Origin of the sequence: Flavobacterium sp. LHD-80, assembly GCF_030929605.1 — a bacterium.
In the GTDB taxonomy this organism is placed as follows: Bacteria; Bacteroidota; Bacteroidia; order Flavobacteriales; family Flavobacteriaceae; genus Flavobacterium.
Map to the genome: position 1 here is coordinate 78,253 of NZ_JAVFVS010000014.1, position 26,268 is coordinate 104,520.

At 31.9% G+C, this 26,268-nt stretch carries 21 protein-coding genes; 9 read left to right on the top strand and 12 right to left on the bottom strand.

Translation table 11 applies throughout. The annotated features are described in order from the left end of the window. Positions 1-113: 113 nt before the first annotated feature. The 4 genes from RB619_RS20605 to mnmE all read right to left on the bottom strand — a co-directional run bounded on the left by RB619_RS20605 (position 114) and on the right by mnmE (position 7,547). Positions 114-917: a GLPGLI family protein gene (locus RB619_RS20605; protein ID WP_308100986.1), complete on the bottom strand. Its 804-nt coding sequence runs from the start codon at positions 915-917 to the stop codon at positions 114-116. 4 nt (positions 918-921) lie between these two features. Continuing rightward, a complete protein-coding gene (locus RB619_RS20610; RefSeq protein ID WP_308100987.1) occupies positions 922-3,720 on the bottom strand; it encodes an outer membrane beta-barrel family protein in 2,799 nt (932 codons plus the stop codon). A 1,046-nt stretch (positions 3,721-4,766) separates the two neighbouring features. Further along, positions 4,767-5,888, bottom strand: coding sequence for an OmpA family protein (locus RB619_RS20615; RefSeq protein ID WP_308100989.1), 1,122 nt, complete (start codon positions 5,886-5,888; stop codon positions 4,767-4,769). A gap of 258 nt (positions 5,889-6,146) precedes the next feature. After that, positions 6,147-7,547, bottom strand: a complete 1,401-nt coding sequence (gene mnmE, locus RB619_RS20620) for a tRNA uridine-5-carboxymethylaminomethyl(34) synthesis GTPase MnmE (protein WP_308100990.1) — start codon at positions 7,545-7,547, stop codon at positions 6,147-6,149. Between the two features lie 183 nt (positions 7,548-7,730). On the opposite strand from mnmE, the gene RB619_RS20625 reads away from it, so the two are divergent. Further along, positions 7,731-8,567: a universal stress protein gene (locus RB619_RS20625; protein ID WP_308100992.1), complete on the top strand. Its 837-nt coding sequence runs from the start codon at positions 7,731-7,733 to the stop codon at positions 8,565-8,567. A 70-nt stretch (positions 8,568-8,637) separates the two neighbouring features. Continuing rightward, complete coding sequence (locus tag RB619_RS20630; protein ID WP_308100993.1) at positions 8,638-10,410, top strand: DNA mismatch repair protein; 1,773 nt, start codon at positions 8,638-8,640, stop codon at positions 10,408-10,410. 46 nt (positions 10,411-10,456) lie between these two features. Here RB619_RS20630 and RB619_RS20635 read toward each other — a convergent pair whose 3' ends face one another. The 8 genes from RB619_RS20635 to RB619_RS20670 all read right to left on the bottom strand — a co-directional run bounded on the left by RB619_RS20635 (position 10,457) and on the right by RB619_RS20670 (position 18,899). Further along, complete coding sequence (locus RB619_RS20635; RefSeq protein WP_308100994.1) at positions 10,457-11,797, bottom strand: amidohydrolase; 1,341 nt, start codon at positions 11,795-11,797, stop codon at positions 10,457-10,459. Between the two features lie 77 nt (positions 11,798-11,874). Beyond that, positions 11,875-12,735: a helix-turn-helix transcriptional regulator gene (locus tag RB619_RS20640; protein ID WP_308100995.1), complete on the bottom strand. Its 861-nt coding sequence runs from the start codon at positions 12,733-12,735 to the stop codon at positions 11,875-11,877. A gap of 13 nt (positions 12,736-12,748) precedes the next feature. Next, positions 12,749-13,378 (bottom strand): DsbA family oxidoreductase, encoded by a 630-nt coding sequence (locus RB619_RS20645; protein WP_308100996.1) that lies wholly within the window; start codon positions 13,376-13,378, stop codon positions 12,749-12,751. A 369-nt stretch (positions 13,379-13,747) separates the two neighbouring features. After that, a complete protein-coding gene (dnaN, locus tag RB619_RS20650; RefSeq protein WP_133526596.1) occupies positions 13,748-14,866 on the bottom strand; it encodes a DNA polymerase III subunit beta in 1,119 nt (372 codons plus the stop codon). A 106-nt stretch (positions 14,867-14,972) separates the two neighbouring features. Next, positions 14,973-16,658 (bottom strand): gliding motility-associated ABC transporter substrate-binding protein GldG, encoded by a 1,686-nt coding sequence (gene gldG / locus RB619_RS20655; RefSeq protein ID WP_308100997.1) that lies wholly within the window; start codon positions 16,656-16,658, stop codon positions 14,973-14,975. Beyond that, positions 16,658-17,383 (bottom strand): gliding motility-associated ABC transporter permease subunit GldF, encoded by a 726-nt coding sequence (gene gldF, locus RB619_RS20660; protein ID WP_308100998.1) that lies wholly within the window; start codon positions 17,381-17,383, stop codon positions 16,658-16,660. Before gldF ends, gldG begins: the two co-directional genes overlap by 1 nt. 75 nt (positions 17,384-17,458) lie before the next feature. Then, positions 17,459-17,755: an antibiotic biosynthesis monooxygenase family protein gene (locus RB619_RS20665; protein WP_308100999.1), complete on the bottom strand. Its 297-nt coding sequence runs from the start codon at positions 17,753-17,755 to the stop codon at positions 17,459-17,461. A gap of 316 nt (positions 17,756-18,071) precedes the next feature. Continuing rightward, positions 18,072-18,899 (bottom strand): SAM-dependent chlorinase/fluorinase, encoded by an 828-nt coding sequence (locus RB619_RS20670; RefSeq protein ID WP_308101021.1) that lies wholly within the window; start codon positions 18,897-18,899, stop codon positions 18,072-18,074. Between the two features lie 183 nt (positions 18,900-19,082). Between RB619_RS20670 and RB619_RS20675 the strand changes: the two genes are divergently transcribed. The 7 genes from RB619_RS20675 (at position 19,083) to RB619_RS20705 (ending at position 26,259) form a co-directional block, all read left to right on the top strand. Then, positions 19,083-20,033, top strand: a complete 951-nt coding sequence (locus RB619_RS20675; RefSeq protein ID WP_155104453.1) for a PhoH family protein — start codon at positions 19,083-19,085, stop codon at positions 20,031-20,033. 129 nt (positions 20,034-20,162) lie between these two features. Then, complete coding sequence (locus RB619_RS20680) at positions 20,163-20,642, top strand: hypothetical protein (protein ID WP_308101001.1); 480 nt, start codon at positions 20,163-20,165, stop codon at positions 20,640-20,642. Continuing rightward, positions 20,639-21,001 (top strand): DUF1801 domain-containing protein, encoded by a 363-nt coding sequence (locus RB619_RS20685; protein WP_308101003.1) that lies wholly within the window; start codon positions 20,639-20,641, stop codon positions 20,999-21,001. The genes RB619_RS20680 and RB619_RS20685 overlap by 4 nt, the downstream gene beginning before the upstream one ends. Positions 21,002-21,126: 125 nt before the next feature. Next, positions 21,127-21,957: a Cof-type HAD-IIB family hydrolase gene (locus RB619_RS20690; protein WP_308101004.1), complete on the top strand. Its 831-nt coding sequence runs from the start codon at positions 21,127-21,129 to the stop codon at positions 21,955-21,957. Between the two features lie 113 nt (positions 21,958-22,070). Beyond that, positions 22,071-22,658 (top strand): hypothetical protein, encoded by a 588-nt coding sequence (locus tag RB619_RS20695; protein ID WP_308101005.1) that lies wholly within the window; start codon positions 22,071-22,073, stop codon positions 22,656-22,658. 155 nt (positions 22,659-22,813) lie between these two features. After that, the gene (locus RB619_RS20700) at positions 22,814-25,159 is read left to right on the top strand and encodes a prolyl oligopeptidase family serine peptidase (RefSeq protein WP_308101006.1); all 2,346 of its coding nucleotides are present in this window, start codon (positions 22,814-22,816) and stop codon (positions 25,157-25,159) included. A 146-nt stretch (positions 25,160-25,305) separates the two neighbouring features. Then, the gene (locus RB619_RS20705; RefSeq protein WP_308101007.1) at positions 25,306-26,259 is read left to right on the top strand and encodes a phosphoribosylaminoimidazolesuccinocarboxamide synthase; all 954 of its coding nucleotides are present in this window, start codon (positions 25,306-25,308) and stop codon (positions 26,257-26,259) included. The last annotated feature ends 9 nt before the right edge of the window (positions 26,260-26,268 follow it).

Genomic DNA, 26,268 nt, shown 5'->3' on the forward strand with positions numbered 1-26,268 from the left:
ATAAATGCAATTCTTTGATTTCTATTCTATTACTGGCTCCATTGATGTATTCAAGAAATCTCAGGAACCAGTTAGATTATTTTTATGTGTAAGAAATAAGTTTTAGTAGCTTATTACATGGAGTAAGCTTGTAATGTCTTTCTTGCCCATTTTCCCCAGTCTTTCAAAGCATCCAAAAGTATTTTATTTAGTCCTTTATTGTCAGTAGGTTTGCCTTTAATTGGTGGAGCTAAATCTTTGTCAGTAACTGGAATTTCAGTAACTTTTGTGGCAAACCATGTCATATTTTCATGAGGCATTGCCAAGCCTAAAATTGTTCCGGGTAAGCCTGTAAAAGATTCAGGACCGCCCGAGAACGGAATTTGAATGGTATAATAGGCAACAACATAAACAGAATCGATAATTATAGCATTTGCTCTGCGGCATTCATAACCCGCAATTTCCCTAGTTTCATCGGTAATTTTCCAGTCAATTTTGCGTAAACTATCTTTGACTAAGTATAAATCATCGTAAACGTTTTTTTGGGTAGTACTGGTTTGAGTATCTAAATCTGTTGCGATAATATTTTTTAAATTAGCCATTGCATCATCTGCGATCCAACTGCTGTTGTTTGGTGTTTCATTAGTTTCATTCCATTTATATAAACTTTTGTTTTTTGAAAAAGTGAGTGTACTTTTTACAGTTTTAAATTGTGGATTGTTTTTTTTATAACTTTCAAAAGCTAATTTATAATAGCTTTCAGTTTCTCCTTTAATTTTTTTTGTAATCAAAGCATACATATTCGATTTTTTCTCAAATTCGATAACGCCACTTTGTACAAAGTGATCATTTTGTGCAACGTGATCATTTTGTGCAAAAGTATTGCAGCTAGTCAATACAATTATTAAAAGTAAGATGCGATTTATTAGTGTTTTCATGATTTTAATTTTGTTTAATTTCTCCTCCGCCCATTTTGCTGAAATCCCAGCTTACAGAGAACATAAAGTATCTTTGGATAGTTGTGTAAGTACTTTGGTTGATATTTCCATTGAATGCAGAACGGTTAAATCCTACGTTTTGGTTCAAAAGATCTCTTCCTGTTATAGAAACTCTTAAATTATCTGATTTTAAGAATTTTTTGGTGACAGATGCATTCCAAATAAAACGTTCAAAACTTTCTTGAATCACTTGCGTTTTTCCATTGTATTGATAATTACCATCTGTGCTAATTTCTAGTTTGAAAGGCAATTGTACACTGGACCAGAAATTTCCATTAAACCCCCAGCCATTACTATCACTATTTTCGTTGATACTTGCATCAGCAACGTTGTAAGTAGGTCCGAAGCTGGCATTAAAATTATATTTTTTTTCTTTATTCTTTGATAAGTTTAGATTAAAGGAATAAGTTGAATTTTTAGTTTGATTCAGTTGTGTATTGATGTAATTATAGTTTAAATTTTTGCTAGCACTTAAACCAATTCCTGCCGACATGTCTATGGCTTTGATCGTTTTGCCAAAATTAGTATTCAAATAATAACTTGTTGCCGCTTTGTTTTTTAGGTTTACAAATTGAGAAATACTTTGTCCTCTATCATTTGTAACCACATTGCTTATTATTGGGTTTAGTGTAAAATTATACGATCCATTAACCGAAAAATATTGATTGCTAAGTACTTTATAGGAATAATAATTTCCTCTAAAATTATTTTTAAAAGAAGGATCTAAATTTGGATTACCCAAAATCGTATTTAATGGGTTTTGATTATTTGGTATCGGTTGTATTTGTTCTAACGTTGGCTGCTCATTGTTTCCGTTATATGACAAACGCAACGATTCTCTTTGTTTGAAATTATATTGATAGCTTATCTGAGGCATGTAGTTGACAAATTTTCGATCAAAAGAACTATCTCTATAAACATCATATTGTTTAAATTTTACACCACTAAATTTAGAACCAACAGAAAAAACAGTTTTATTTTTTTTGTAATTAAAAATGGCTCCAAGTTGGTTTATCGTTTGGTCTAATTCATAATTATTACTAAAGATGGAATCCAAAACATTATAATCGCCATTTGCAGATTGATTAAAAGATTTACGATCAGCTTTACCGTTACTAATGTTGAATCCATAGTTAAGAATCAAAGACAGACTCTTAGATAACGGCTCGGTGTAGATTAAATTTGATTTAAAAGCGGTATTGCTAATATTATTGACTTTGTTTTGATCGACTACTTTGGTGCTATCTGGACTAATTACGGCTGGTGTAAAAAATTCAGCTCTAGAATTTAAATAACCATCACTTTTGCTATCTGTGCTTGATTGGCTTAAATTAAGAGATAATGTTCGGCCCGTTTTCTTTAATCTTTTGGTTATTAAAGCATTTACATTGAATGTTTTATCATCAACATCGTTTGTAGTTGTCTGTTTTAAATTATTCAATTGGTTACCTTGTTCGTCAGTACCTTTTCGCGTTTCTGCTTCACTTGAATTACTCTTTTTAAATAATCCGTCTACATTTAATTTTAAAGTTAAAGTAGTATCAATTTTAATTTCATAAGTAAGATCAAGTTTGTTCTTAGTCATGTTTTTCTCAAAATTCTTGTCTGAAGTATTATAAATACTACTAGTACTTAAATTTTGCTGGTTAATATCATTACGATTTCCTGAAAGCTTGATATCGCCAATTTTATAGTTTACATTGATAGATTCCTTATCGTTGTTCCATTTATTGTCAAAATGTATTCCGCCGGTTTGAGTTACCGGAATTCCTTCACCATTAAATTGTCCATCCCAACTGTCAAATTCATCATTTCCATTGTTTGTAAAATAAATACCACCATCATCAGTTACCTGATAACTGTTTTGTCCATATTTATCTTTATCTCCCCATCCTAATCCTACTTGTCCTGTGTTGCCAAAAATACCATAAGCGGCTAATTTTTTCTTGTCCCAAAACTTATTAAACATGGCTTGACCTTTGTAAAAATTATCAGTTCCTCCTCCGAGTTCTACTTTCCCAAAATGGCCATTTTTTTTGTCTTCTTTAAGTTTAACATTCAGCGTTTTGGTTTTCTGACCATCATCAATTCCTGTAAAAGCAGCTTGATCACTTTTTTTGTCGTACAATTGTACTTTATCAACCATGTCTGCACGTAGGTTTTTTGTAACTAAAGTGGGATCATCACCAAAAAATTCTTCACCATCAACCAAAACTTTGGTTACAGTTTCACCTTGAGCGGTAATTTTTCCATCCTTATCAATTTGTATTCCTGGGAATTGTTTTATCAGATCTTCTACTTTTGCATTAGGCTCTATTTTAAATGCTTTTGGATCAAATTCTAATGTATCTCCTTTGATTTTCATGGCGGCTCTATTGCCTTTGATAATTATTTCGGATAGTATTTTTCCTCTATCTTCTAAATTAATTTTACCATAATCCTTGATTAACTTTGTGGAATCAATAGAAAATTGATCTACAAAATCAGCATATTTAGGATAAGAAACCAGTAAAATAAATTTACCAGTTTTAATATTATTTAACTCAAAATACCCATTTTCTTTGGCTCGAGTAAATTTTACTAAAATGGAATCTTTTGCTCTTAACAAAGAGATTGATGCTTTTGTTAAAGCAGAATGGTTTATGGTATCGGTTACATATCCTTTAACTGTGCCTGATGTTTGTGCTTTTAAGGTAGTTGATAAAAAAAGAAAGCAACATAATAATAGTATTGTTTGTCTCATTAATTGGTTATGGTTTTTTAGAAAAGAGGCATAATAATTCTATTCTATTTTTTGAGAAATAGAAATAAAATGCACTTGTTGTGTGATTTGTTTTGGTTATGAAGTTAGAAGATTGTAGGTTCTATAATAGAAATTGAAATAGCACTTTTTGATAAAGGTTTGCTGAAGAGTAGTAATTTAATTTTATGAAATTCATAATTTTTTTTCGAGGTTTTGATTGTTGATGGTTTTAATTTTAACGATTTTAATTAGTAATCGTTAGTGTAATAGTTAAATGTTAATGTGGTTCAAATCTAAGTAAAAATAATACAATGTAAGAAAGGACTTTACTTTTTTTTAACATAATTAGTTATTAACAATCTTGTTTTTCTATTTTAAACATCACCGCTATTATCACAAAAACAATCAGAGCTTTTTTTTCATTAATTAGTCTTTTTTTCTATTAGTATTTTATATAAATCACTAATTATAATTGGAATAAATGATTTAGTGCTATTCTATAATTCTTGTGAATTTAGCTTTTGCATTAATAACGATAATATTAAATTTGAAGCATAATATATTAAAAATGATGTCTTTTATAGCTTCTTAGACTTATAATATAGAAAGTAAAGCTTCGCCAATGTCCAAAGTAAAAGCAATAAAAAAACGGTTTAAAGTATTAATACTCTAAATCGTTTTTTTTTGTATGGGGAGGACAGAACGAATCTTTTTGGTTTCCATTTGCTGCTGGATCAATCGGAGGACTGCTGTTTTCATTATTAGGAATATTTATTTATTTGCCCATTTTTATTGTTGACGAGGATATTAGAAGTTCTCATCATATACAAAAAGATACAATAAAAATTATCTAGGGGAATAAAACAATTCTGTCGCATCAGTTGCATATCCAGATGCTTAAGCCAGAAACAAGTATGTTCAAATCATTTTGTAAATTGACCACATAATTTTTAGTGAACTGATTTATCTCTAATTTACATGGCAGATACGACAGAACCCTAAACTCAAAATCTCATCGAATTTTTATAAGTAGATGAGAACAAGAATTACTCATAGACATTGTTGTTTTTAGTTATTTTAAATTCTACTCGTCTATTTTTATTTCGACCTTCTTCTGTTTTATTTGATTCTATTGGCTTGCGATTTCCGTATCCAATCGTTTTTATTCTAGTCAAACTTATACCTTTATTACTTAAATATTCTGCTATTGCTTGGGCTCTATCATCTGATAGTCTTTGATTATACTCATCACTTCCAACGTCATCGGTGTGACCAGAAATCAATATTTCAGTACTGTTATTTTTCTTTAAAAAATTGAATATTCTTTCGAGTTCATCTATGGTATCTTCATTTAAGTCAATACTATTTGATTTAAAGTTGATGTTTTCTAAAACATACGTCTTTTCAAGTACTAAAGTTTCTTCCTCAATATCTTTATTTATTTTAATCTCAACAATATTGTCCGAATTGGGTTTTATCAAAGTAACAACCTTATTTAATGGCTCAATTGAAACCATATCTATAAAGTAGTATGAATTGTTATGAGTTGCGTTGCTATTGATTTTTTTCTTTTTAGTTTTTGAATCATTATTAAAATTTCCAATTACAATATAGTTTTCTCCCCCTTTTGCTTTAATTACTTTTGAAACTAAGGTCCAATTATCTGAATCCGTATAATAGTTTTCATTTTCAATAGAGTGTTTAGAAGAGCTATTTAACCAAATTTTTGATAGTGAATTGTCGGATAAATAATCTGAACTCGGAAGGTTTAATTTCGGATTTGAAAGAATAAAACTTATGTCACTTAGTGCATACTTGGATTTTTCTGCTAGACAAACATAAAATGACACTTTATAATCTTTGTCCTTTTCTAAAGGACTTTTTAGGAATCCTTGTATGTATTCTCTATAGTTATTCTCAGCGTAAAAGTAACATCCGGCATATTTTTCACCAAATTTAGCTGTTTGGTGTCCATTGTAATTTTCCGGAATGGAAACCATTAGATTTTTTGTATTAATATCAAATAAATCTGTTGTGCCCTCATTAGGAGTTGACCAGTATTTTACATTTTCATTAAATGCACTAATTGAATCAGGTGTGTATCGAGTTTCTTCAAAACTTGGATTTAAAATTAAATTCTGAGAAATTAATTTTAAAGATACAATCATAAAAACTGTAGTTAATTTAAACGATTTAGTCATTTTTGTTGATTAAGTTTTTTAATTTAAACGGAAGGTAAATTCTTATATTGTGATACACAAATAAATCAATTTTTTGCTTAAGTGAAACAGCAATCCATGTCGTTGCCAAATGTGTTCTTGCAAAAACAAAATCAATCAAAAAGTAAAACTAAACGCAAGATTTTCGGTGAAATCTGAAAATCTTGCGTTTATAGTGTGGAATTCGTTTTATATTTTTTTGTCGTGCTATTTTCCGATGCAGAAATTAGCAAAAATATTCCCCAACAGCTCGTCATTGCTAACCTGACCAGTGATCAACCCAAATTGATATAAAGCTTCGCGGATATCCAGTGCCATTAAGTCACTTGAAAGATTGGTTTCAAGACCGAATTTTACTTTCTGAATTTCATCCAAAGCTTTTAATAGTGAATCATAATGCCTTGTATTGGTTACGATTGTTTCATTATTTCGAAGTGCTCCTGTATTAACGAAAGAAAGTAATTCATTCTTTAAGTCATCAACACCAATTTTCTCTTTCGCAGAAATCAATAGCAATTTTGCATTAAGATTTTCAAGCTTCGATGTAATGTTTGAAACTTCATCAGCAGACAAAATATCTTTTTTATTGACAACAATCACTAAAGGTTTTAGCGGATATTTATTTTTTATTTGTTCAATCTCAGAAACAAACTCAGAACTTGAAACCTGAAATTTTAAACCATCAAACAAATAAATGACAACCTGTGCTTGATCGATTTTTTCAAAAGTTTTTTTGATTCCGATGCTTTCTACAACATCTTTAGTTTCACGGATTCCCGCCGTATCGATAAATCGGAAACCAATTCCGCCAATAACCAATTCATCTTCAATTGTATCGCGAGTTGTTCCAGCAATATCAGAAACAATAGCGCGTTCTTCGTTTAAAAGCGCATTTAATAAAGTCGATTTCCCAACATTTGGTTCACCAACAATAGCAACAGGAATACCATTTTTAATCACATTTCCAACAGCAAATGAATCGATAAGGCGCTTTAAAACAAACTCAATTCGATTTAGTAATTCATGAAATTGCGTTCTATCTGCAAATTCTACATCTTCTTCTGCAAAATCTAATTCTAATTCAATTAAAGAAGCAAAATTTAAAAGCTCTTCACGCAATTTTGCAATTTCGTTACTAAAACCGCCTCGCATTTGCTGCATTGCAATTTGATGTGAAGCTTCATTATCTGACGAAATCAAATCGGCAACCGCTTCAGCCTGAGATAAATCCAGTTTTCCGTTAAGGAAAGCACGTAAAGTAAATTCTCCAGCATCAGCCATTCGGCATCCTTTTCTCAACAATAACTGAATAATTTGTTGCTGAATATAAGTTGAACCGTGACAAGAAATTTCAATAGTATTTTCGCCCGTATAGGAGTTTGGACCTTTGAAAATCGAAACCAAAACTTCATCAAGTGTTTTTTCGTTGTCAATAATATGACCTAAATGCAGTGTATGTGTTTTCTGTTTCGTTAAATCTTTGTTTTTTATGGATCTAAAAACAGAATTTCCAATTGTAATTGCCTCAGTACCAGAAATACGAATGACAGCAATAGCTCCAGCTCCAGACGGAGTGGCTAATGCAACTATAGAATCTTGATTTATCATAATGCAAAGGTATAAAAAATGCAATAAAATTGCGAAGCCCAACTTAAGCGGAAATTTGAAATCGATTCTCCATTTTATTTTCGTTTTAAGAAACTTTTAATTGTTAAAATACTGATAATTATCAGGTTGTTTTGTTTTTATAATGATTAAATTTGAGAGAACAATACACTAATCCTAAACAAAATGAAAAAGATATTATTTCCCACAGATTTTTCTGAAGCAGCTACAAATGCGTTTGTTCATGCATTAGAATTTGCTAAAATTGTCAACGCCGAGCTTATTTTACTTCATACTTTTGAGATTCCGGTGTATGACAGCCAATTTTTCCCAGAGAATTATGCCTCAATTTACAGTTCTATTGAATTGGCTAAATTTGAGATGTTTAAGGATGAAATTCCGAAATTAAGAACTATTGCGGCAGAACGTAAATTAGAAGATATTGTTATCAAGCATAGATTGATGGATGGCGATTTGATTTTTAATCTGAAAAATGCTGTAGAAGAAGATCAGATTGATTTTGTGATTATGGGAACTACTGGAGTTTCTGACTGGACGAAATTTTTTACTGGATCTAATACAAATTCGGTTATTTCTGAAGTTAAAGTGCCGGTATTATGCGTTCCTGTTGACGCCAAGTATAAAAAGGTCAAAATCATTGGTTTTACAACAAGATATCGCGAGAAAGATAAAAAAGTACTTCAAAGAATTCTAAAAATTGCAAAAAAGACAGATGCAAAAGTCAAAAGTTTATATGTAAAAACTTCAAATTCTGATGTTTCAGAAATGACAATTAAAGAATGGGAGCAAGAATTTGCGCATGAAAATGTCGAATTCTTGGTGCTGCCAAGCGACGAAGTGAAAGAAACTATTCTTGATTTTATTTTATATAAAGACATTGATATTTTGACAACTATAACGCATAAAAGATCTTTCTTTGAAAGTATTTTTGAGTCAAGTTTCTCAAAAAAAATTACCAAAGAAGTTTCTGTGCCTGTTTTAGTAATGCATGAAAAAGAATAAAAAGATAAATTATTTAAATAGCAGTTTTGAAAGTGTAAAATCTATATTTGTACTTCAATAAAGTTTAAAAATGGAAGTATATCACAATAAAGTCGCACACTTTTCTAATGTCTATAATAAAATCAATAAAAGATACAACAGCATCAGTATTTTACGTCTTTTAGCAGTTTTTCTTTGTTTGTTTATGTTGTATTATTACATCAAAATTAATGATATTCTGTTTGTAGCGCTGGCTTTTTTATCTTTTGTTGGTTTTATTTTTTTGATGAAAATCCACACTAAATTATCTTTTCAAAAACAACTTACAACTGCACTTTTAAAAATCAACGAAAATGAAATTTCGTATTTAAAAAGAGAAAAACTTCCTTTTGAAAATGGAATAGAATTTAACGATTTTCACCATCCATATGCCTATGATTTGGATATTTTTGGAGATCATTCTTTATTCCAAAATTTGAATAGAACCGCTACTTTTATTGGAAAAAAAACATTAGCAAATCAATTGTTGCATCTTTTTCCAAACGATGTTATTTTACAAAATCAAAAAGCAGTTGACGAACTTAAAACCAAAATCGATTGGCGTCAGGATTTTTTAGCATTGGCAACTGTCAGTTCTGACAGTAAGTCTTCGTATGATTCTATAATTCATTGGAATTCATTTAAAAATAATTCATTACCTAAAGTTTTAGTTTCGCTTTCGTTTGTAATTCCTGCTTTGTTTTTTGGAGTTCTAATTGCTTATTTTATTACTTCCAAAACAATTTTACTTTCCTATTTGACTTACATTTTTATTGCGAATATGATTGTTTTAGGAAAGTCATTTAAACGAATTCAATCAGAAATTGCAAAAGCAGATAATATTGATAAAATAATAAAGCAGTACAGTTTATTAGTTCAGAAAATTGAAACTGAAAACTTTACTTCTAAAAAATTAATTGATTTACAACAGCAGCTTATTTTTAAAAATGCAACTGCGAGCGTACATTTAAAACAGCTTTCGGAGTTGTTTTCGAGAATGGATACTATCAGTAATTTGGTTACTGCTTTATTATTTAATGGAACTTTTTTGTTTAATCTTCACGTTTTGAGAGCGCTTTTAAAATGGAAAGAAGATTATTCTGAAGAACTTGAAAAATGGATTGGCATTATTGGAGAATTTGAGACATTAAACAGTTTGGCAAATTTGGCCTATAATAATGCTGATTTTGTTTTCCCTGAAATCAATTTTGAATATAAAATTGGCTTTTCAGATTTGAGCCATCCACTATTAAATCCGGCGACTAGAGTAGGGAATGACACTCATTTTTATCCAGAATCCTTTATGATTTTAACAGGTTCTAATATGTCAGGAAAAAGTACTTTTTTAAGAAGCTTAGGAATCAATATGGTTTTAGGCGGAATTGGATCAGTTGTTTGTGCTTCAAAAGCTAACATTCATCCACTTCCAGTTTTAGTTTCAATGCGATTATCTGATTCTTTAGCCGATAGTGAATCGTATTTTTTCGCCGAAATTAAGCGTCTAAAACAAATTATGGATGCATTAGAAGATAAACCAGCTTTTGTTTTGTTAGATGAAATTTTAAGAGGAACAAATTCTGATGACAAACGCAACGGGACTATTGAAGTTGTAAAGAAAGTAATTGCTAAAAACGCGATTGGTGCAATTGCGACGCATGATATTGAAGTATGTCTCACAACAAATGAATATCCTGATATTTTGACGAATCAATGTTTTGAAGTCGAAATTCAAAACAATGAACTTCATTTTGATTATAAGTTAAGAAGTGGAATCTGTAAAAATAAAAGCGCCACTTTCTTAATGCAGAAAATGGGAGTGATTTAAGAAAAAAGCCTAAAGAACAATTACATTTCTTTAGGCTTTTTTTTTGCTAAACAATATTTCCGTTGTGTATAAGCATTCGTACAGGTGACATTCTTGAAACGGCTTCAGCAGAGCAACTTGCGTCCAAAAAAACAAGATCAGCTTTGTCGCCAGTTTTTGGCCATTGCTGAACTCCTTTGTCGTCTAACGGAATTGGACCTGCAGCTGCTAATTTCAACATTCTCGATAATCCAAATTCAGTTGCTTGTCCGTATAATTGAGCGGCAAGATTTGCTTTCTGCAAAACACTTCCTGTGCCAAACGTGTTCCAATGATCAATAATGCTGTCGTTTCCAGTCATGACGTTTATACCATATTTCATTAAAGTTGGAATTGGCATAACTAAGCTTCCAAAAGGCACAGTCGAAACAATTCCTATTTGTGCATTGCTTAATTTTTCTGCCATTTCTTCTTGTTTGGTTTTATCTAATTTTCCGAGAGCAAAACAATGGCTTAAAAAAGTTTTTCCTTTAAGAGCGGTATTCTCGTTTACTTTTGCAATCAAATAGTCTATAGTTTTCACTCCAGATTCTCCAGATTCATGTAAATGAATATCAATTCCCTTATTGTTGTCCAATGCTAATTGTACTGTAAAATCAATCGTTTTTTCGATGGCGCCGTCAATAGAAAACGGATCAAGACCACCAATAAAATCAATATCCATTTTGGCAGCTTCTTTTAAATACGGAACAGAATCGGTGTAAAAAACACCATGTTGTGGAAAAGCAACTAATTCTGCGCCAAAAGTGTTTTTCTTATTTTCTAAAGCCTTTTGAAGATTTTTTAAAGACTGAAGTTTTGAAGTTGGTTCAATGTTTACGTGACTGCGCGCAAATGAAGTTCCGTGTGATTGTAACAACTCAATTAATTTTTCAGCTTTTTGAGTTGATGTTTTAAGCATTTCAGGTAAAATTTGCTGTTCTAGCGCAATCATTCCTTTTACGCCACCAGTTCTCTTTTTTACCGCATGCCAGTCATCATAAAAAGTTTTGTCTAAGTGAATATGCATGTCTCTAAATGCAGGAAGCATCAAAAAACCTTTTGCATCAATCGCTGATGAATTGGGTTTGTTTGGTGAAATGGATTTTATTTTCCCGTCGCTTATTTCAATGCAGAATAATTCTGTTTTAGTACGAACAACTTCGTCTTCTTCGTATTCAAAACCAGTTTCTAACCTAACATTTTTTAAAGTATAGTTTTTTCCGGTTGCAGTTTTTATTTCTGAATCAGTTTCAAGAATTGTTGAAGCCGTCGCGGTATTCAGAAAACTTGAACCAACTGTTAATCCAGCAACTCCAAGCACAGAATTTCTTAAAAAATCTTTTCGGGTTATATTTGAGTTTTTCATGCAAATTAATTATTTCTACAAAAATAGAATTCATAGCAATAGTAAACGTGAAAAATTTATTCCAAGGCTTGAAAGATTTATAACTGTTCGCGAAAATTAGTTGGTGTAATTCCGGTTTGGTTTTTAAAGAAATTTGAAAAATACGCATGATCTACAAAACCTAATTCGAAGGCAATTTCTTTGACGGAAAGAGTGGTGGCTTTTAAATGTCGTTTAGATTCCAAAATAATTCGTTGCTGAATTAATTCTGTAGCCGAAATTTTTAAATGTTTTTTGCAGAGAATGTTTAGGTAATTTGCTGAAATATGAAGTTTTGAAGCATAAAAAGAAACCAGTTTTTCTTCTCTAAAATGAACATCGATCAATTCATGAAATTTTGCAATACGAGTTTCTGTCTGGTAAATATCGTGATCAATAAAGATTTTTGCAGCTTCTTTGCTAATAATTGAAGCTAGAACTGCAGTACGAGAACTTATTAATTCCTGAAGACAGTCTGCACTTTCTAGTTCGGTTTTAATTGCCAAAAATTCGTATTGCAAAAGGTTGTATGATTCCTGACTGAGTTGTATGACAGGATGATTGTGATATTGGGCAAATGAAAACCGGAAGCTTGAAGAGAAGCTTTCAAAAAAATCTCTGCCAATCATTAATTGATAGCCCGTTGTGCCTGGCTCAATATTCCATTTGTGAACTTGGCCTGGAAAAAGTAAATGAATTTCCTTATTGCCAATTTTGTAATCTATAAAGTCAATATTATGAACGCCTTTTGCCTCATCAAAAAGCACGATTATAAAAAAATCGTGCTGATGCGGTTTGTGAATGTGGCGTTCGCCATGCAGTTCATTAAATATAAGCTGATCAGAATCGCTGTCTTGATTTGTTCTGAACTCCTGGAGACCAAGAAGCGGAATATTATGATCTGTTTTTTTAGCTGACATTAAAAGACTTAAATTATTTCAGCACTTCATTTATTGTATTCACAAAAGCTTCTACAGGTTGAGCTCCTGAAACAGCATATTTGCGGTCAAAAACAAAAAATGGTACACCTTGCACGCCAATTTCCTGCGCTTCTGTAATATCGTGCTGTACATCTTTTAAAAACAAATTCTCATCTTGAAGTACTTCCAAAATTTCGTTTTTATTTAAACCTGCTTTTTCTCCTAATTCAATTAATGTTGGACCATCATTTAAATCTCTTCCTTCCGTAAAGTAAGCTTTGAAGAAAATTTCTTCCATTTCATCGCCTAAATTATTCTTTTTGGCTAAATGAATAATTCTATGCGCTTCTAATGAATTTGAAATAATCGCTTTGTCAAAATTATAATCCAAACCAACACTTTTTGCGCGTTCTGTGACGCCTTTGTGCATTTCTTTAGATTGTTCAAGTGACATGTCTTTTCGTTCGGCTAAAAACGTATAAACATCTTTTCCTGATTGTGGTGTAATACTTGGATCAAGCTGAAAGCTTTTCCATTCAATTTCAAAATCATTTTCAGGAAACTGTTTTAAAGCCGATTCCAATTGTCTCTTCCCGATATAACAAAACGGACACATTATGTCCGACCAAATTTCTATTTTCATATTACAAAGTTAAATAAAATTTGTTTCAGGTTTCAAGTTTTAGGTTTCAAGTTGAATGGCTTGCGTGGAGTTTAACCGCAAAGCACGCAAAGTTTTTTGATTAAGATTGTGCTTCAAACGCAAAGTTCGCAAAGCTTTATCTAAAACTTTGCGAACATTGTGTAATCCTTAGTGCCCTTTGCGGTTAAACTCTCAAGCCTGAAACTTGCAACAAAATTCACTCCAAATAAAAAACCGCAAATCTTAAAAAAAGAATTGCGGTTTCTAGGTATAAAAAATGGTTGGTTAATAGCGATATTTTTTTTTTACAATGATATGTCTTTAATTCGAAACTAAAAAAAATCCCTGTAACAAAAAGAAGTTTTGATGTTAACTATTTAACATTACAGGCATTACCAGCATTGTTACAGTTTCTCCTTCTTCTAAACCATCAACTGGAGTAAGGATTCCAGCTCTGTTTGGCAATGACATTTCTAACATAATCATGTCAGACTGTAAATTAGTAAGCATCTCAGTTAAAAATCTTGAGTTGAAACCAATTTGAAGATCATCTCCTTGATAATCACAAGTCAATCTTTCTTCTGCTTTGTTTGAGTAATCAATATCTTCAGCAGAAACATTTAATTCAGCTCCAGCGATTTTTAAACGAATTTGGTGTGTAGTTTTGTTTGAGAAAATCGCAACACGTCGAACAGAACTTAAAAATAAAGAACGGTCGATCATTAATTTGTTTGGATTTTCTTTTGGAATTACCGCTTCGTAATTTGGATATTTTCCGTCGATTAAACGACACATCAAGATATAATTATCAAATGAGAAAGTCGCATTTGAATCGTTGTATTCAATTTTTACTTCAGCATCAGAACTTCCTAAAATACTTTTTAAGATATTTAAAGGTTTCTTTGGCATAATAAAATCAGCAACTTGAGATGCTTTTACATCTGTACGTGCATATTTTACCAATTTGTGAGCATCTGTAGCAACAAAAGTTAATCCTTCTGGTGAGAACTGGAAGAAAACTCCAGACATTACCGGACGTAAATCATCATTTCCAGCAGCAAAAATAGTTTTGCTTACAGCAGTTGCCAAAACATCAGCAGGAACAAGAGTTACAGATGGATCTTCAAGATGAACTGATTTTGGGAATTCTTCTCCAGCAGCATATGCTAATGCATATTTTCCTGAGTTAGAGCTAATTTCAACTGTATTGTTGTCTTCAACTGTGAAAGTTAAAGGCTGTTCTGGAAACGTTTTTAAAATTTCAAGCAAAAGTTTTGCAGGTACAGCAACACTTCCTTTGCTTTTAGAATCGATTGATAATGTAGCCGACATCGTAGTTTCAAGATCTGAAGCCGAAACTGTCAACGCATCATTGTCTAGTTCAAATAAAAAGTTGTCTAAAATAGGCAACGTGTTGTTACTGTTAATTACACTACCTAAAACTTGTAATTGTTTTAATAAGTACGAACTCGATACTATAAATTTCATCTCTTTTGTTTTATTTTTTGAAGTATTTTTCAGCATTTAGGCGCTGATCATACGGATTACAAATATATCGTAAACTATCTTAGTTTCGCAATTTTTTTATTAACATCTATTTGCTGTATTTTCTTTTTCTAAGGAATGTAAATACAAGTCCGAAAATCAATAAAATTAGAATTGGAAGTCCGATAGTTATGAATTGCGTCATCGTATAATTTTCGGAAACCTTATTTCTGTCCAGCATTGGCAATTCTACATCTTTGCTTCTAATGTTAATAAGTCCGGTGTCATCAAGCAAATAATTGATACAGTTCATCATGAAATCTTTATTGTCGTAAAGGTTTCCGGTACGCTGATCGTAGCCTAATTCTACCGGCATCATGTTTTTGTCTAATTGATTTCTGGCCAAATCACCATCAGCAATGACAATCATTTTGGTTGGTTTTCCTTTTGACTGAAATCCATTTTCTTTGAAAGGCAAAACGCGATTTTCGAAAGCCGAATGGAAACTTCCTTCCAATAAAACAGAAAGATTTAAATTTCCTTTGTTTAAATAATCCTGAGGAGAAGTTTGTTCGGTTACAATATTCAGATTGATTTCTGATGGAGTTCCAATTTTCTTAGAATATTGAGACGATTGTAATAAAACCGTTTTTTTGATTCCGTTTTTCAAAGTATCAATTGGGTTGGCAAAATCAAATTTGATTTCGCCCAAATTTTTCACAATCGGATGCTGACTTTCAGGTTTTACAACTGGCGCAAATTTCCATTTAAATTCTTGATATTGTGTTGCACTTCCTTGTTCGCCAGTAGCTAATTTAATCGGACTTCCATATTCATCTTTAACCAAATCAGGATTAATTCTGAATCCGTATTTAAAGAACATATCGTTCAAATTTAAATCTCTTGGATACGCTAAAGTCGCTCCGGCTTGATTGTATAGACTATCCATGTCGGCAGCAACTTGATCAATTAGCCAAATGGTTTTGCCGCCATTCATGATAAACTGGTCTAAAACCTGTTTTTCTTCATCAGAAAAAGTTTCAGTTGGTTTTGAAATAATGGCTAAATCATATTTTTTAAGCGCGTCTAAAGTTCCGTTTGGATCTTTGGCAACAGAATCCAAAGTAAAAGGTCCAATGTAATAGCTTTCTTTAATTTGCTTTAGCATTTTGGCAATGTGAACTTCGTGTAATTCACCATTTCCTTTTATAATGGCAACTTTCTTTTGTTTGTCTTTGGTGATTTTGTTGATCGCATCAGCAATAGAATATTCCAAATGCTGAATAGAACCAATTACTTTTTGAGTAGTTGAAGTTCCCATGATATTTTTCAACAGCGGGATATTAACTTCTTTATTGTCATAAACGGCAATTGCCCAAGGAAAAACCATTGCCTGAGATTGTTTTCCTCTGTCGTCAACAGTTAAGTTTATTGGCGTAAGTCCTTTTTGATAAAGTGATTTTACCATTTCCATGCTTTCGTCTTCGTTTTCCATTGGGTTAACGAATTCAAAAACAATATTACCGTTGTAAGCTTGAAATTCTTCCAGTAATTGTTTGGTTTCCTGTTGTAAACGTCTAAAATCTGCAGGAAGATCGCCTTGCATATAGATTTTTATCGACAACGGATTTTTAACTTGCTTTATAATTTGCAAAGAAGTTTCAGATAAAGTATATCGTTTGTCTTTTGTCAAATCAAAACGGTGGAAAAATAAGCTTCCAAGAACATTTAAAACAATTAAAACGAAAATTGTAATACCTAATGTCTTTAAATTTAATTTATTAGATGCTTTCATTACGCTTTAAAAGATTTTAATTGATAAACAGTAAAAGATAAAAACAGTACAGTAACACTCAAGAAATAAATAACATCTCGAGTATCAATAACGCCTCGACTCATACTTTTAAAATGATTTTGCATTCCAAATGCTGAAATGATATTGGATTGCCCCGGAATTAATGATGTAATTCCTTCAAATCCAAAATAAAATATAAAGCAAAGAAAAACCGCAATAATAAAGGCAACGATTTGATTTTCTGATAGTGTAGAAGTAAAAATGCCAATTGCAGAATAAGATCCAATCAGAAATAATAATCCGAAGTAAGAACCAATTGTACTTCCCATATCGATATTTCCTTCAGGATTTCCTAAATCTGAAATTACAAATACATATATAAATGTTGGAATTATTGCCAAAATAATCAGCAAAAGTGATCCGAAAAATTTTCCGTTTACAATTTCCCAAACTGATAAAGGTTTAGTTAAAAGTAATTCCAAAGTTCCTTGTTTTCTTTCGTCAGAGAAACTTCTCATGGTTACGGCCGGAATCAGGAAAATTAATATCCAAGGCGCCAAAGTGAAAAACGGAGTTAAATCGGCATAGCCTGTGTTCAGAATATTGTAATCTCCTTCAAATACCCATAAAAATAGCCCGTTGCTGATTAAGAAAATCGCAATGACCAAATAGCCAATAGGAGAGCCAAAAAAGGATTTTATTTCTCGTAAAATGATTGATTTCATTTGTTGTTTTGTTTTTTATTGTTTCAGGTTTCAGGTTTCAAGTTGCTCACTTAACGTGAAACTTGAAACCTGAAACTAATTTAAACTTACTATTTTATCAACACTCCAAGCTTCAGGCTTAGCATTAAATAACTTCTTTGTAAAATCCCAAACTGTATTGAATAGTTCAGATTGTCTGTAATTTTCTAAATCGGCTTCGGTTTCCCAATAACTATAAGTAAAGAAAATACATTTGTCATTTTTGTCCTGATACAATTCTAAAAAACGATTTCCGTCGGCATTTCGTATTTTCTCTTTCACCGTTTCGAAATTCTCCAGAAAATCAGGAATTTTTTCTTCGTGAAAACTCATTTTTACTATTCTTACGAACATATATTCAATTTTAGATTTTAGATTTTTGATTTTAGATTTGTTGAAGTCTAAAAGCATTTCAGGTGCGCAAAAATACCAAAATTGATTGTTGTTTTTATAAAAATTTTGAATAATCTAAAGTCATGACTTTTTCACAATATTGTCATTTCGACGAAGGAGAAATCACACTAGAAATTCCGCAATGAAAATTGCCAAGCTTTGTCGAGTTACTGGTGGAGATTTGCTTCGCCTATTCGCTGTCGCTCGGGTCCCCTTCATCGAAATGACAAAAAATCAGTGTAAATCTGTTTAAATCAGTAAAATCTGCGGGCCATTATCAAGAAAACTGAATTGTAATGACATCACGATAATTCAATCCCAACAAACTATTGGCAGAACCCACTTTTGAAGGATTACTTCTAAAAATAGCAATTTCAAGAAATCCCGCTTCATTAAAAATCGCCAATTTTTCTCCTTCGTAAGTTTTAATTGGATATTTCTCAGAAGTCGCAATAGCCGAATAATTAGGAAGAATCGTTTTGATGCTCTTTGGCTTCATTACAATTTCATAAGGACGTCCGCGGGAAACTTCTAAAAATTGTTTTTTAGAAATATTCGTTACAACGTTTCCAAAATGATCAATATAAATAACGTATCCTTTTAGTGAATTTCCATCGGTAGCAACAACCGCCTGAAGTTCTGTGACTTCTTTTACGGCTGGAATTTCTTTGCCAATAACATTCAATAAACCACCTTTTGCAATATGGCAGGCAACTTGTATAAAGACATCCAAATCAGAGTATTCTGCAGGAAAACGATCGTGAATATTAATGGCAACGATTTTCTGCGGAACGATTTTCTGCGTAAGCATACTCAAAATTCCGTTATCGGCGCAAACAAAGAAATGATCGTTCCATTGCATGGCAATATGCTGATTTTCTTTATTGCGTTCAATATCGACTCCTATTAAATGAACCGTTCCTTTTGGGAAACTCAAATATGATGCTCCAACAACGTAACTAGCTTCGGCTGTGTTGAATGGATCAATATCGTGTGAAATATCAATAATTTTTGCATCTGGAAGTTCAGAAATGATTTTACCCTTCAGCGAACCAACAAAGTGGTCTTTTAAGCCGTAATCAGTAGTAAGGGTAATTATTGACATCATTTTGTTTATAACTATTGGTAGTATTTAAATCTAATTTTCATTAAATTTGAGAAATGCAAATCTAGTAATAGTAAATACAAATTGAAAGAAAGAAAAGACAATTTGCGTTTAAAGATATGAACATACCCGACAGCCATAGATTTACAAAACAAATTTATTTTTAATTTAAATTTATCTCATTTGAACGAAAGAATTATCGAGCTAATAGACATCGCTCCAAAAGACTTTTGGGGCGCGCAGGATTCTCATCTTGAAATAATTAAAAAGTACTACCCAAAGCTTAAAATCGTAGCGCGAGGGACCACTTTGAAAGCCTTTGGCGAAAAAGAAGTTTTAGATGAATTCGAAAAGAGATTTCAGAGGCTGATGCTTCATTTTACCAGATACAACAACATTGATGATAATGTAATTGAACGTGTAATTATGAGTGATGGCCAAGAAGAAAAAAAGGCTTACGATCACGACAAAATTTTAGTTCACGGAGTTGGCGGTAAAATAATTAAAGCCATGACGCCTAATCAGCAATTGCTGGTGGATACGATCAAAAAAAATGACATGGTTTTTGCCATTGGTCCTGCCGGAACTGGAAAAACCTACACTGGTGTTGCAATGGCGGTTAAAGCGCTTAAAGACAAAGAAGTAAAAAGGATCATATTAACGCGACCAGCGGTAGAAGCAGGGGAAAACCTTGGATTTTTACCCGGCGATATGAAAGAAAAACTAGATCCTTATATGCAACCTTTGTACGACGCTTTGCGCGACATGCTTCCTAACGAAAAACTCGAAGATTACATTTTGAAAGGAATTATTCAGATTGCGCCTTTGGCATTTATGCGCGGGCGAACACTTGATAATGCCTTTGTAATTCTGGATGAGGCACAAAACACAACGCATTCGCAAATGAAGATGTTTTTAACCCGTATGGGAAAAAACGCCAAGTTTATGATTACAGGAGATCCTGGTCAGGTCGATTTGCCACGAAGAACTATTTCTGGTCTGAAAGAAGCGATTTTGGTTCTGAAAGACATTGACGGAATTGGAATTATTTATCTTGATGATAAAGATATCGTTCGTCACAGATTAGTGAAAAAGGTAATCGACGCTTACAAACAAATAGAAAACCACGACTAAGTTTTATTTTAGTGAAATGTTAAATGTAAATCGTAAAATGTGTTTTAACATTTATTAATATTCGTTTTGTGCTTATTTCTTTTTGAGAGGTGCAAAACGAATATTTTTTTAATTTTTAATAGTTATTGAATGAAGCTTAAAGCATTTAGCTACTTATTATTTATGTGTTTGATTTCATGTCAAAAAAAAGAAATTCCAGAAAATAAATTTGTTGGTACATGGTATGATACGGAATATATAATTCCAAGTTTAACGGTAATAAAAATAAGGGCCGATAGTACTTTTTCATGTATTAGCGGAGCTTGTACTTGGCAAGGTTTTTCGCGAGGTAAATGGAAAATGGTTGGAGATTCTATAGAATTGAACAGTATAAAAAGTGATACGTGTTATCGAATGCTTCCATTTGTTAATTGTAATCCATTTGAAAGAAGAAAAGATTTATTAACAATAGCAAATTGTAATCCTGACGGGCGTAGAGATTTTTTATTTTTTGAAAAAGAAAGGTTTTATTTAAAAAATGATTCTTTGGTTTATAAACTAAAAAGAAGTTCTAAATGTCCTGATACCTTGAAAATTATTTTTGCCAAAACTCAAAAAATCAGAAAATGAAACAACTAGATGATTTCTACCAAAATCAAGAAGAGCCCATAAAAGGAACTTTTCTTGCATTAAAAGAAATCATTCTAAAACAAGACAAAGATATTACGCACGTTCTAAAATATGGAATGCCTTTTTTCTGCTACAAAGGAAAAATGTTCTGCTATTTATGGATTCATAAAAAATATAAAAAACCTTATTTAAGTATAGTTGAGGGAAAATATTTTGACGAACCATTTTTGTTGCAAGAAGCGCGTTCAAGAATGAAAATAATGTTGCTTGATGCAGATAAAGATTTGCCTTTGGAACAAATTGAATCGGTTTTAATAAAAGCGTTGAATTTATATAAATCAGGAATAGTAAAGATTTGAATTTATTTAACGAAATAGTTAAATAAATAATAAACTTGCCCTATTTTAGTCGGCTGAAGGTTTTAAACTTTGGTCTTCCCGTCTTAAAACCTTAAATTTGCACATCAAAATAGTTGATAATTAATATGACAAAACTTAAAAATATAAAAGTTGTAGTGAGTGACCTTGACGGAACTTTACTCAACACACAGCATAGAATTTCAGAATACACAAAATCTATTTTTCAGGAACTTCACAATCAAAATTATCTTATCGTTGTAGCTACAGGCCGTCATCATCTTGATGCTTTTGCTATTATAGATACACTTGGAGTTCCGGTTTACCTAGTAAGTTCAAACGGAGCTAGAATCCACTCGCCAAATAAAGAAGAATTGTTTTCTTTCAATTTAGACAGTGAAGTGGTTAAAAATGCCTTAAATGTTGAAATTGATCCTGAAATTACTGTAGTTCTATTCAAAGAAAATGTTTGGACGACTAACAGAATCAACGAAAAATTAAACGCGTTTCAAGCCGAATTAAAATACCGTCCAGAATTAGTAGATTATAAAAATTTAGAAGATTTTGGTGCTATGAAGATTTTCTTTTCATGCGATAATCATGAAAAATTAGTAAAATTGAAAGATGCCATTTTAGCCAATTCTTCAGAACATTTACATCACGCTTTCAGTTTGCCGACTTGCCTAGAATTTATGGATAAATCTGTCGATAAAGCGGTTTCAATTGAAAGAGTGCTTGAAAAAGAAGGTTTTACATTGCAAGAAGCAGTTTCGTTTGGAGATGGTTTCAATGATGTGCAAATGCTCGCTGCAGCTGGAAAAGGATTAATTATGGGAAATGCACCCGCTTTATTAAAAGAAACTTTGCCAGAACTGGAGGTTATTAAAACAAATGCCGAAGATGGAGTCGCAAGATATATTGCTTCTAAAATTCTAGATAAAGAGTTTGCAGTAAGCTAATTACAAAATGTTTTTATATTCAGTTTATTGCTGAATGATAAATTATAATTATTTTTATAAGAGCTAATTCGTTAAGAATCAGCTCTTTTTTTATAACCTTAATTTATTTAGCGATGAAAGAATTTTTAGGTCAAGTTGAAAGAAATTGCATTTCTGGAGCATTGTTATTATTACCGCTTCTCGTTTTTTTTATATTGCTAGAAAAAGTCTGGAAGTTTTTTCAGAATTATGGTGAAAAGTTTGCGCATTTTCTTCGACTGGATCTTGTATTAGGAAAATACGCGACAGACATTGCTGGTGGGGTTATATTGTTGATTTTGATTTATTTAAGCGGATACTTGATGCGTTTGTCTCTATTAAGAAGATTCACAAAATGGGTTGATGATAAATTAATGATATTTTTACCTGGCTATGAAAAAAATAAAAAAGAAGCCGAAGAAAAACTGAATGGCAGAAAGAAAAAACCAAGTACCGATTTGCCAATTTTACTTAAAAACGGCTATTATTGGCAACCTGCACATTTGATCGAAGAAGATCAAAACGGAAATGCAGTTGTTTTTGTTCCGAATGCGCCGGCTAAAGATCAAGGACAAATTTTAATAGTGAAAACAAGTGATTTTAAAAAGCTGTCTGAAACTACACTTGGTAGTTTGGATAATTCAATACAATCTTTTGGAAAAGGAATTTTGGATTTTAGATAACTTTTTTATTCAATTATATTTATAATCCTCAAATTAAATATTTGAGGATTTTGTTTTATAATGTATTGAATATTAGTACGGTATATTTGAAGGGGTAAAAACAATTTTTTTAATAGTTTTCAAAGTGTATTTTTGTTTTCACAAATACTACTACCATGATAAAAAAGAGTTTTATACTTGCCTTTCTATTGCTTTCCATAACAGGAAATTCTCAGAAATTAAAATTAGAAGAAATAATGAAAGGAGAATCTTTCATTGGAAATCAACCCACTAACGGACGCTGGTCTTTAGACGGAAAAAAGGTTTATTTTGAATGGAATCCGAAGGATGAATTGGGGACAAGTACTTATTATTGGCAAAAAGGAATGACGAAACCAGAGATTGTTCAGCCAAAAGAAGCTGTTTTTTCTCAGATGGATTTCAAAAGCAAACCAGGTTCTGATATTGTGTATTATGTAGATAAAGGAAGCTTGTACTCGTATTCGATTCAGTCAAAAAGCAGCAAGAAATTGATTCAGCAATCAGCATCAATTTCGAATTTGCAGTTAGGATCTGAAGCTGGAGTTTTGTTCTTTTCTCAAAATGATAATATTTTCAAATACAATACTAAAGAAGGAACTGTTTTGCAGATTACCAATTTTGTTAAAGGAACTAAAAAAGAAACAAAACCAGAAAAGGAAACTTTTTTAAATACACAGCAAAAGGAATTATTCCAATTTATTAGAGATAAGGAAGCTAAAAAACAATGGAATCTGGCTAAATCAAAAGCAGTAAAATCTGATTTTGCAAAAGAATATTTTTACGGAAAAGACAGATTTACAAGCCTTAAAGTAAATCCGAACGGAAATTTTGCAACTTTTAGATTGGTTGAAGAGAATGAAGTGAAGCAAGAAAAAATGGAAGTTTTTATTACTTCTGATGGTTATAACCAAAACCCGGAAACAAAGGAAAAAGTTTCGACTAATAATTTTGTAAAAACGAAATACGGAATCTATTCTGTTGCAAAAGATTCAGTTTATTTTGTGAATTTTTCGACTTTAAGTCATATTCAGGATACACCAAAATACTTTCAAGAATATGATAATCTCAAAAACAAACCAAAAGAAGACAAACTGATTATAGCTCAAGCGCCTGTTTATAATGAAAACGGTTCATTGGCAATTGTTGAAATCAGAAGTCAAGACAATAAAGACAGATGGCTTGTAAATTTGAATTTGGAAAAAGGAACTTTTGAAGAAATTGAATATCAGCATGATGAAGCTTGGATTGGCGGACCTGGAATTCCATCATATTCATTTGCATCAGGAAATTTAGAATTTTTGGCAGATAATGAAACCATTTATTTCCAGTCTGAAGCTACAGGATATTCACATTTATACACTTATAATGTAAAAACGAAGAAGAAAACACAATTGACAAAAGGTAATTGGGAAGTTCGTGATGTTACTTTATCTAAGGATAAAAAAGTACTTTATTTAAGTACTAATACGACTCATCCTGGAAATAGAGAATTTTATAAATTAGTTCCAGCTGACGGAATTTTACAACCAATTTTAACGAAAGACGGTGCGCATGAAGTAGTTCTTTCGCCTGACGAAAAATCACTTTTAGTTCGTTATTCGTATAAAAATATTCCATGGGATTTTTATGTTGCTGATAATAAAAAGAATGCATCTTTACAGCAAATTTCGTCTTCGGTTACTGAAGATTTCAAGAAATACCAATGGAGAACGCCTGAGGTTATTACGTTTAAAGCGCAAGACGGAACTCCAGTAAATGCGAGAATTTATACGCCAACTGCTGAAACTAAAAATAAAGCAGCTATTATTTTTGTTCACGGAGCTGGATACCTTCAAAATGCACATAATTTCTGGAGCAATTATTATAGAGAATATATGTTCCACAATATGTTGACTGATTTAGGATACACTGTTTTAGATATTGATTATAGAGGAAGTGACGGTTACGGACGTGATTTTAGAACTGGAATTTATCGTTTTATGGGTGGAAAAGATTTGTCTGATCACTTAGATGGTAAAAAAGTATTGGTTGAAAAATACGGAATTGATGCTGATAGAGTGGGTATTTACGGAGGTTCATACGGAGGTTTCATTACTTTAATGGGAATGCTGACAACTCCGGGTGAGTTTACGTCGGGTGCTGCATTGCGTTCGGTTACGGATTGGGCACATTATAATCATGGATATACTGGAAATATTTTAAACTTCCCAGAAACTGATCCGCAAGCATACAAAAAAAGTTCTCCAATTTATTTTGCAGATAATTTAAAAGGAAATTTAGTAATGTTACACGGAATGGTTGACGATAATGTTGAATATAAAGACATTGTACGTTTATCACAGCGTTTTATTGAATTAGAGAAAAAGAATTGGAGTCTGGCTTCTTTCCCAGTTGAATCACACGGATTTAAAGAAACGTATTCTTGGATTGATGAATATGGCAGAATTCTGAATTTATTTAATTCGACACTTTTGAAGTAAGTGTTCAGTGTTCAGTTATTTAGTATTCAATTTATAGACTGCAAAAAATAACTGAACACTAAACAACTGAACACTGACGACTAAAAAGCCGAACACTAAAAAAAAATATCTAAATTTGCAATCATAAAAAAACAACACAACAAATAATGAGCAATACAATCACAACTACAAATTTTAATTTTCCGAACCAAAAATCAGTTTACCGCGGAAAAGTTAGAGAAGTTTATAATATCAACGACGAGCTTTTAGTAATGGTAGCAACTGACAGACTTTCGGCTTTTGATGTGGTTTTACCAAAGGGAATTCCGTACAAAGGACAAATTTTGAATCAGATTGCGACAAAATTTATGGAATTGACTCAGGATATTGTTCCAAACTGGTTGATTGCTACTCCAGATCCAAACGTTGCTGTTGGGCATTTATGTGATCCTTTTAAAGTTGAAATGGTTATTCGCGGTTATGTTTCTGGTCATGCAGCGCGTGAATATGCAGCAGGAAAAAGACAAATTTGCGGTGTAACAATGGCTGAAGGATTAAAAGAAAACGACAAATTTCCAGAACCAATTATTACGCCAACTACAAAAGCAGATAATGGATCTCATGACGAAGATATTTCTCGTGAGGATATTTTGTCAAAAGGAATTGTTTCAGAAGAAGATTATTTGGTATTAGAAAAATATACGCGTGCTTTATTTCAAAGAGGAACTGAAATTGCAGCTTCGCGTGGCTTAATTTTAGTGGATACAAAATACGAATTTGGAAAAACTAAAGACGGCGTTATCGTTTTAATTGACGAAATTCATACACCAGATTCATCTCGTTATTTTTATGCTGATGGATATGCAGAAAGACAAGCAAAAGGTGAGGAGCAAAAACAATTATCAAAAGAATTTGTACGTCGTTGGTTGATCGAAAACGGTTTTCAAGGTCAAGACGGACAGCAAATTCCAGATATGTCAGATGAATATATTGAATCTGTTTCTGAAAGATATATTGAGTTGTACGAGAATATCTTAGGAGAAAAATTCGTTAAAGCTGATATTGACAATATTGACAAACGTATTGATAAAAACGTATTAGATTACTTAGCATCTAAATAGTAATTTTCA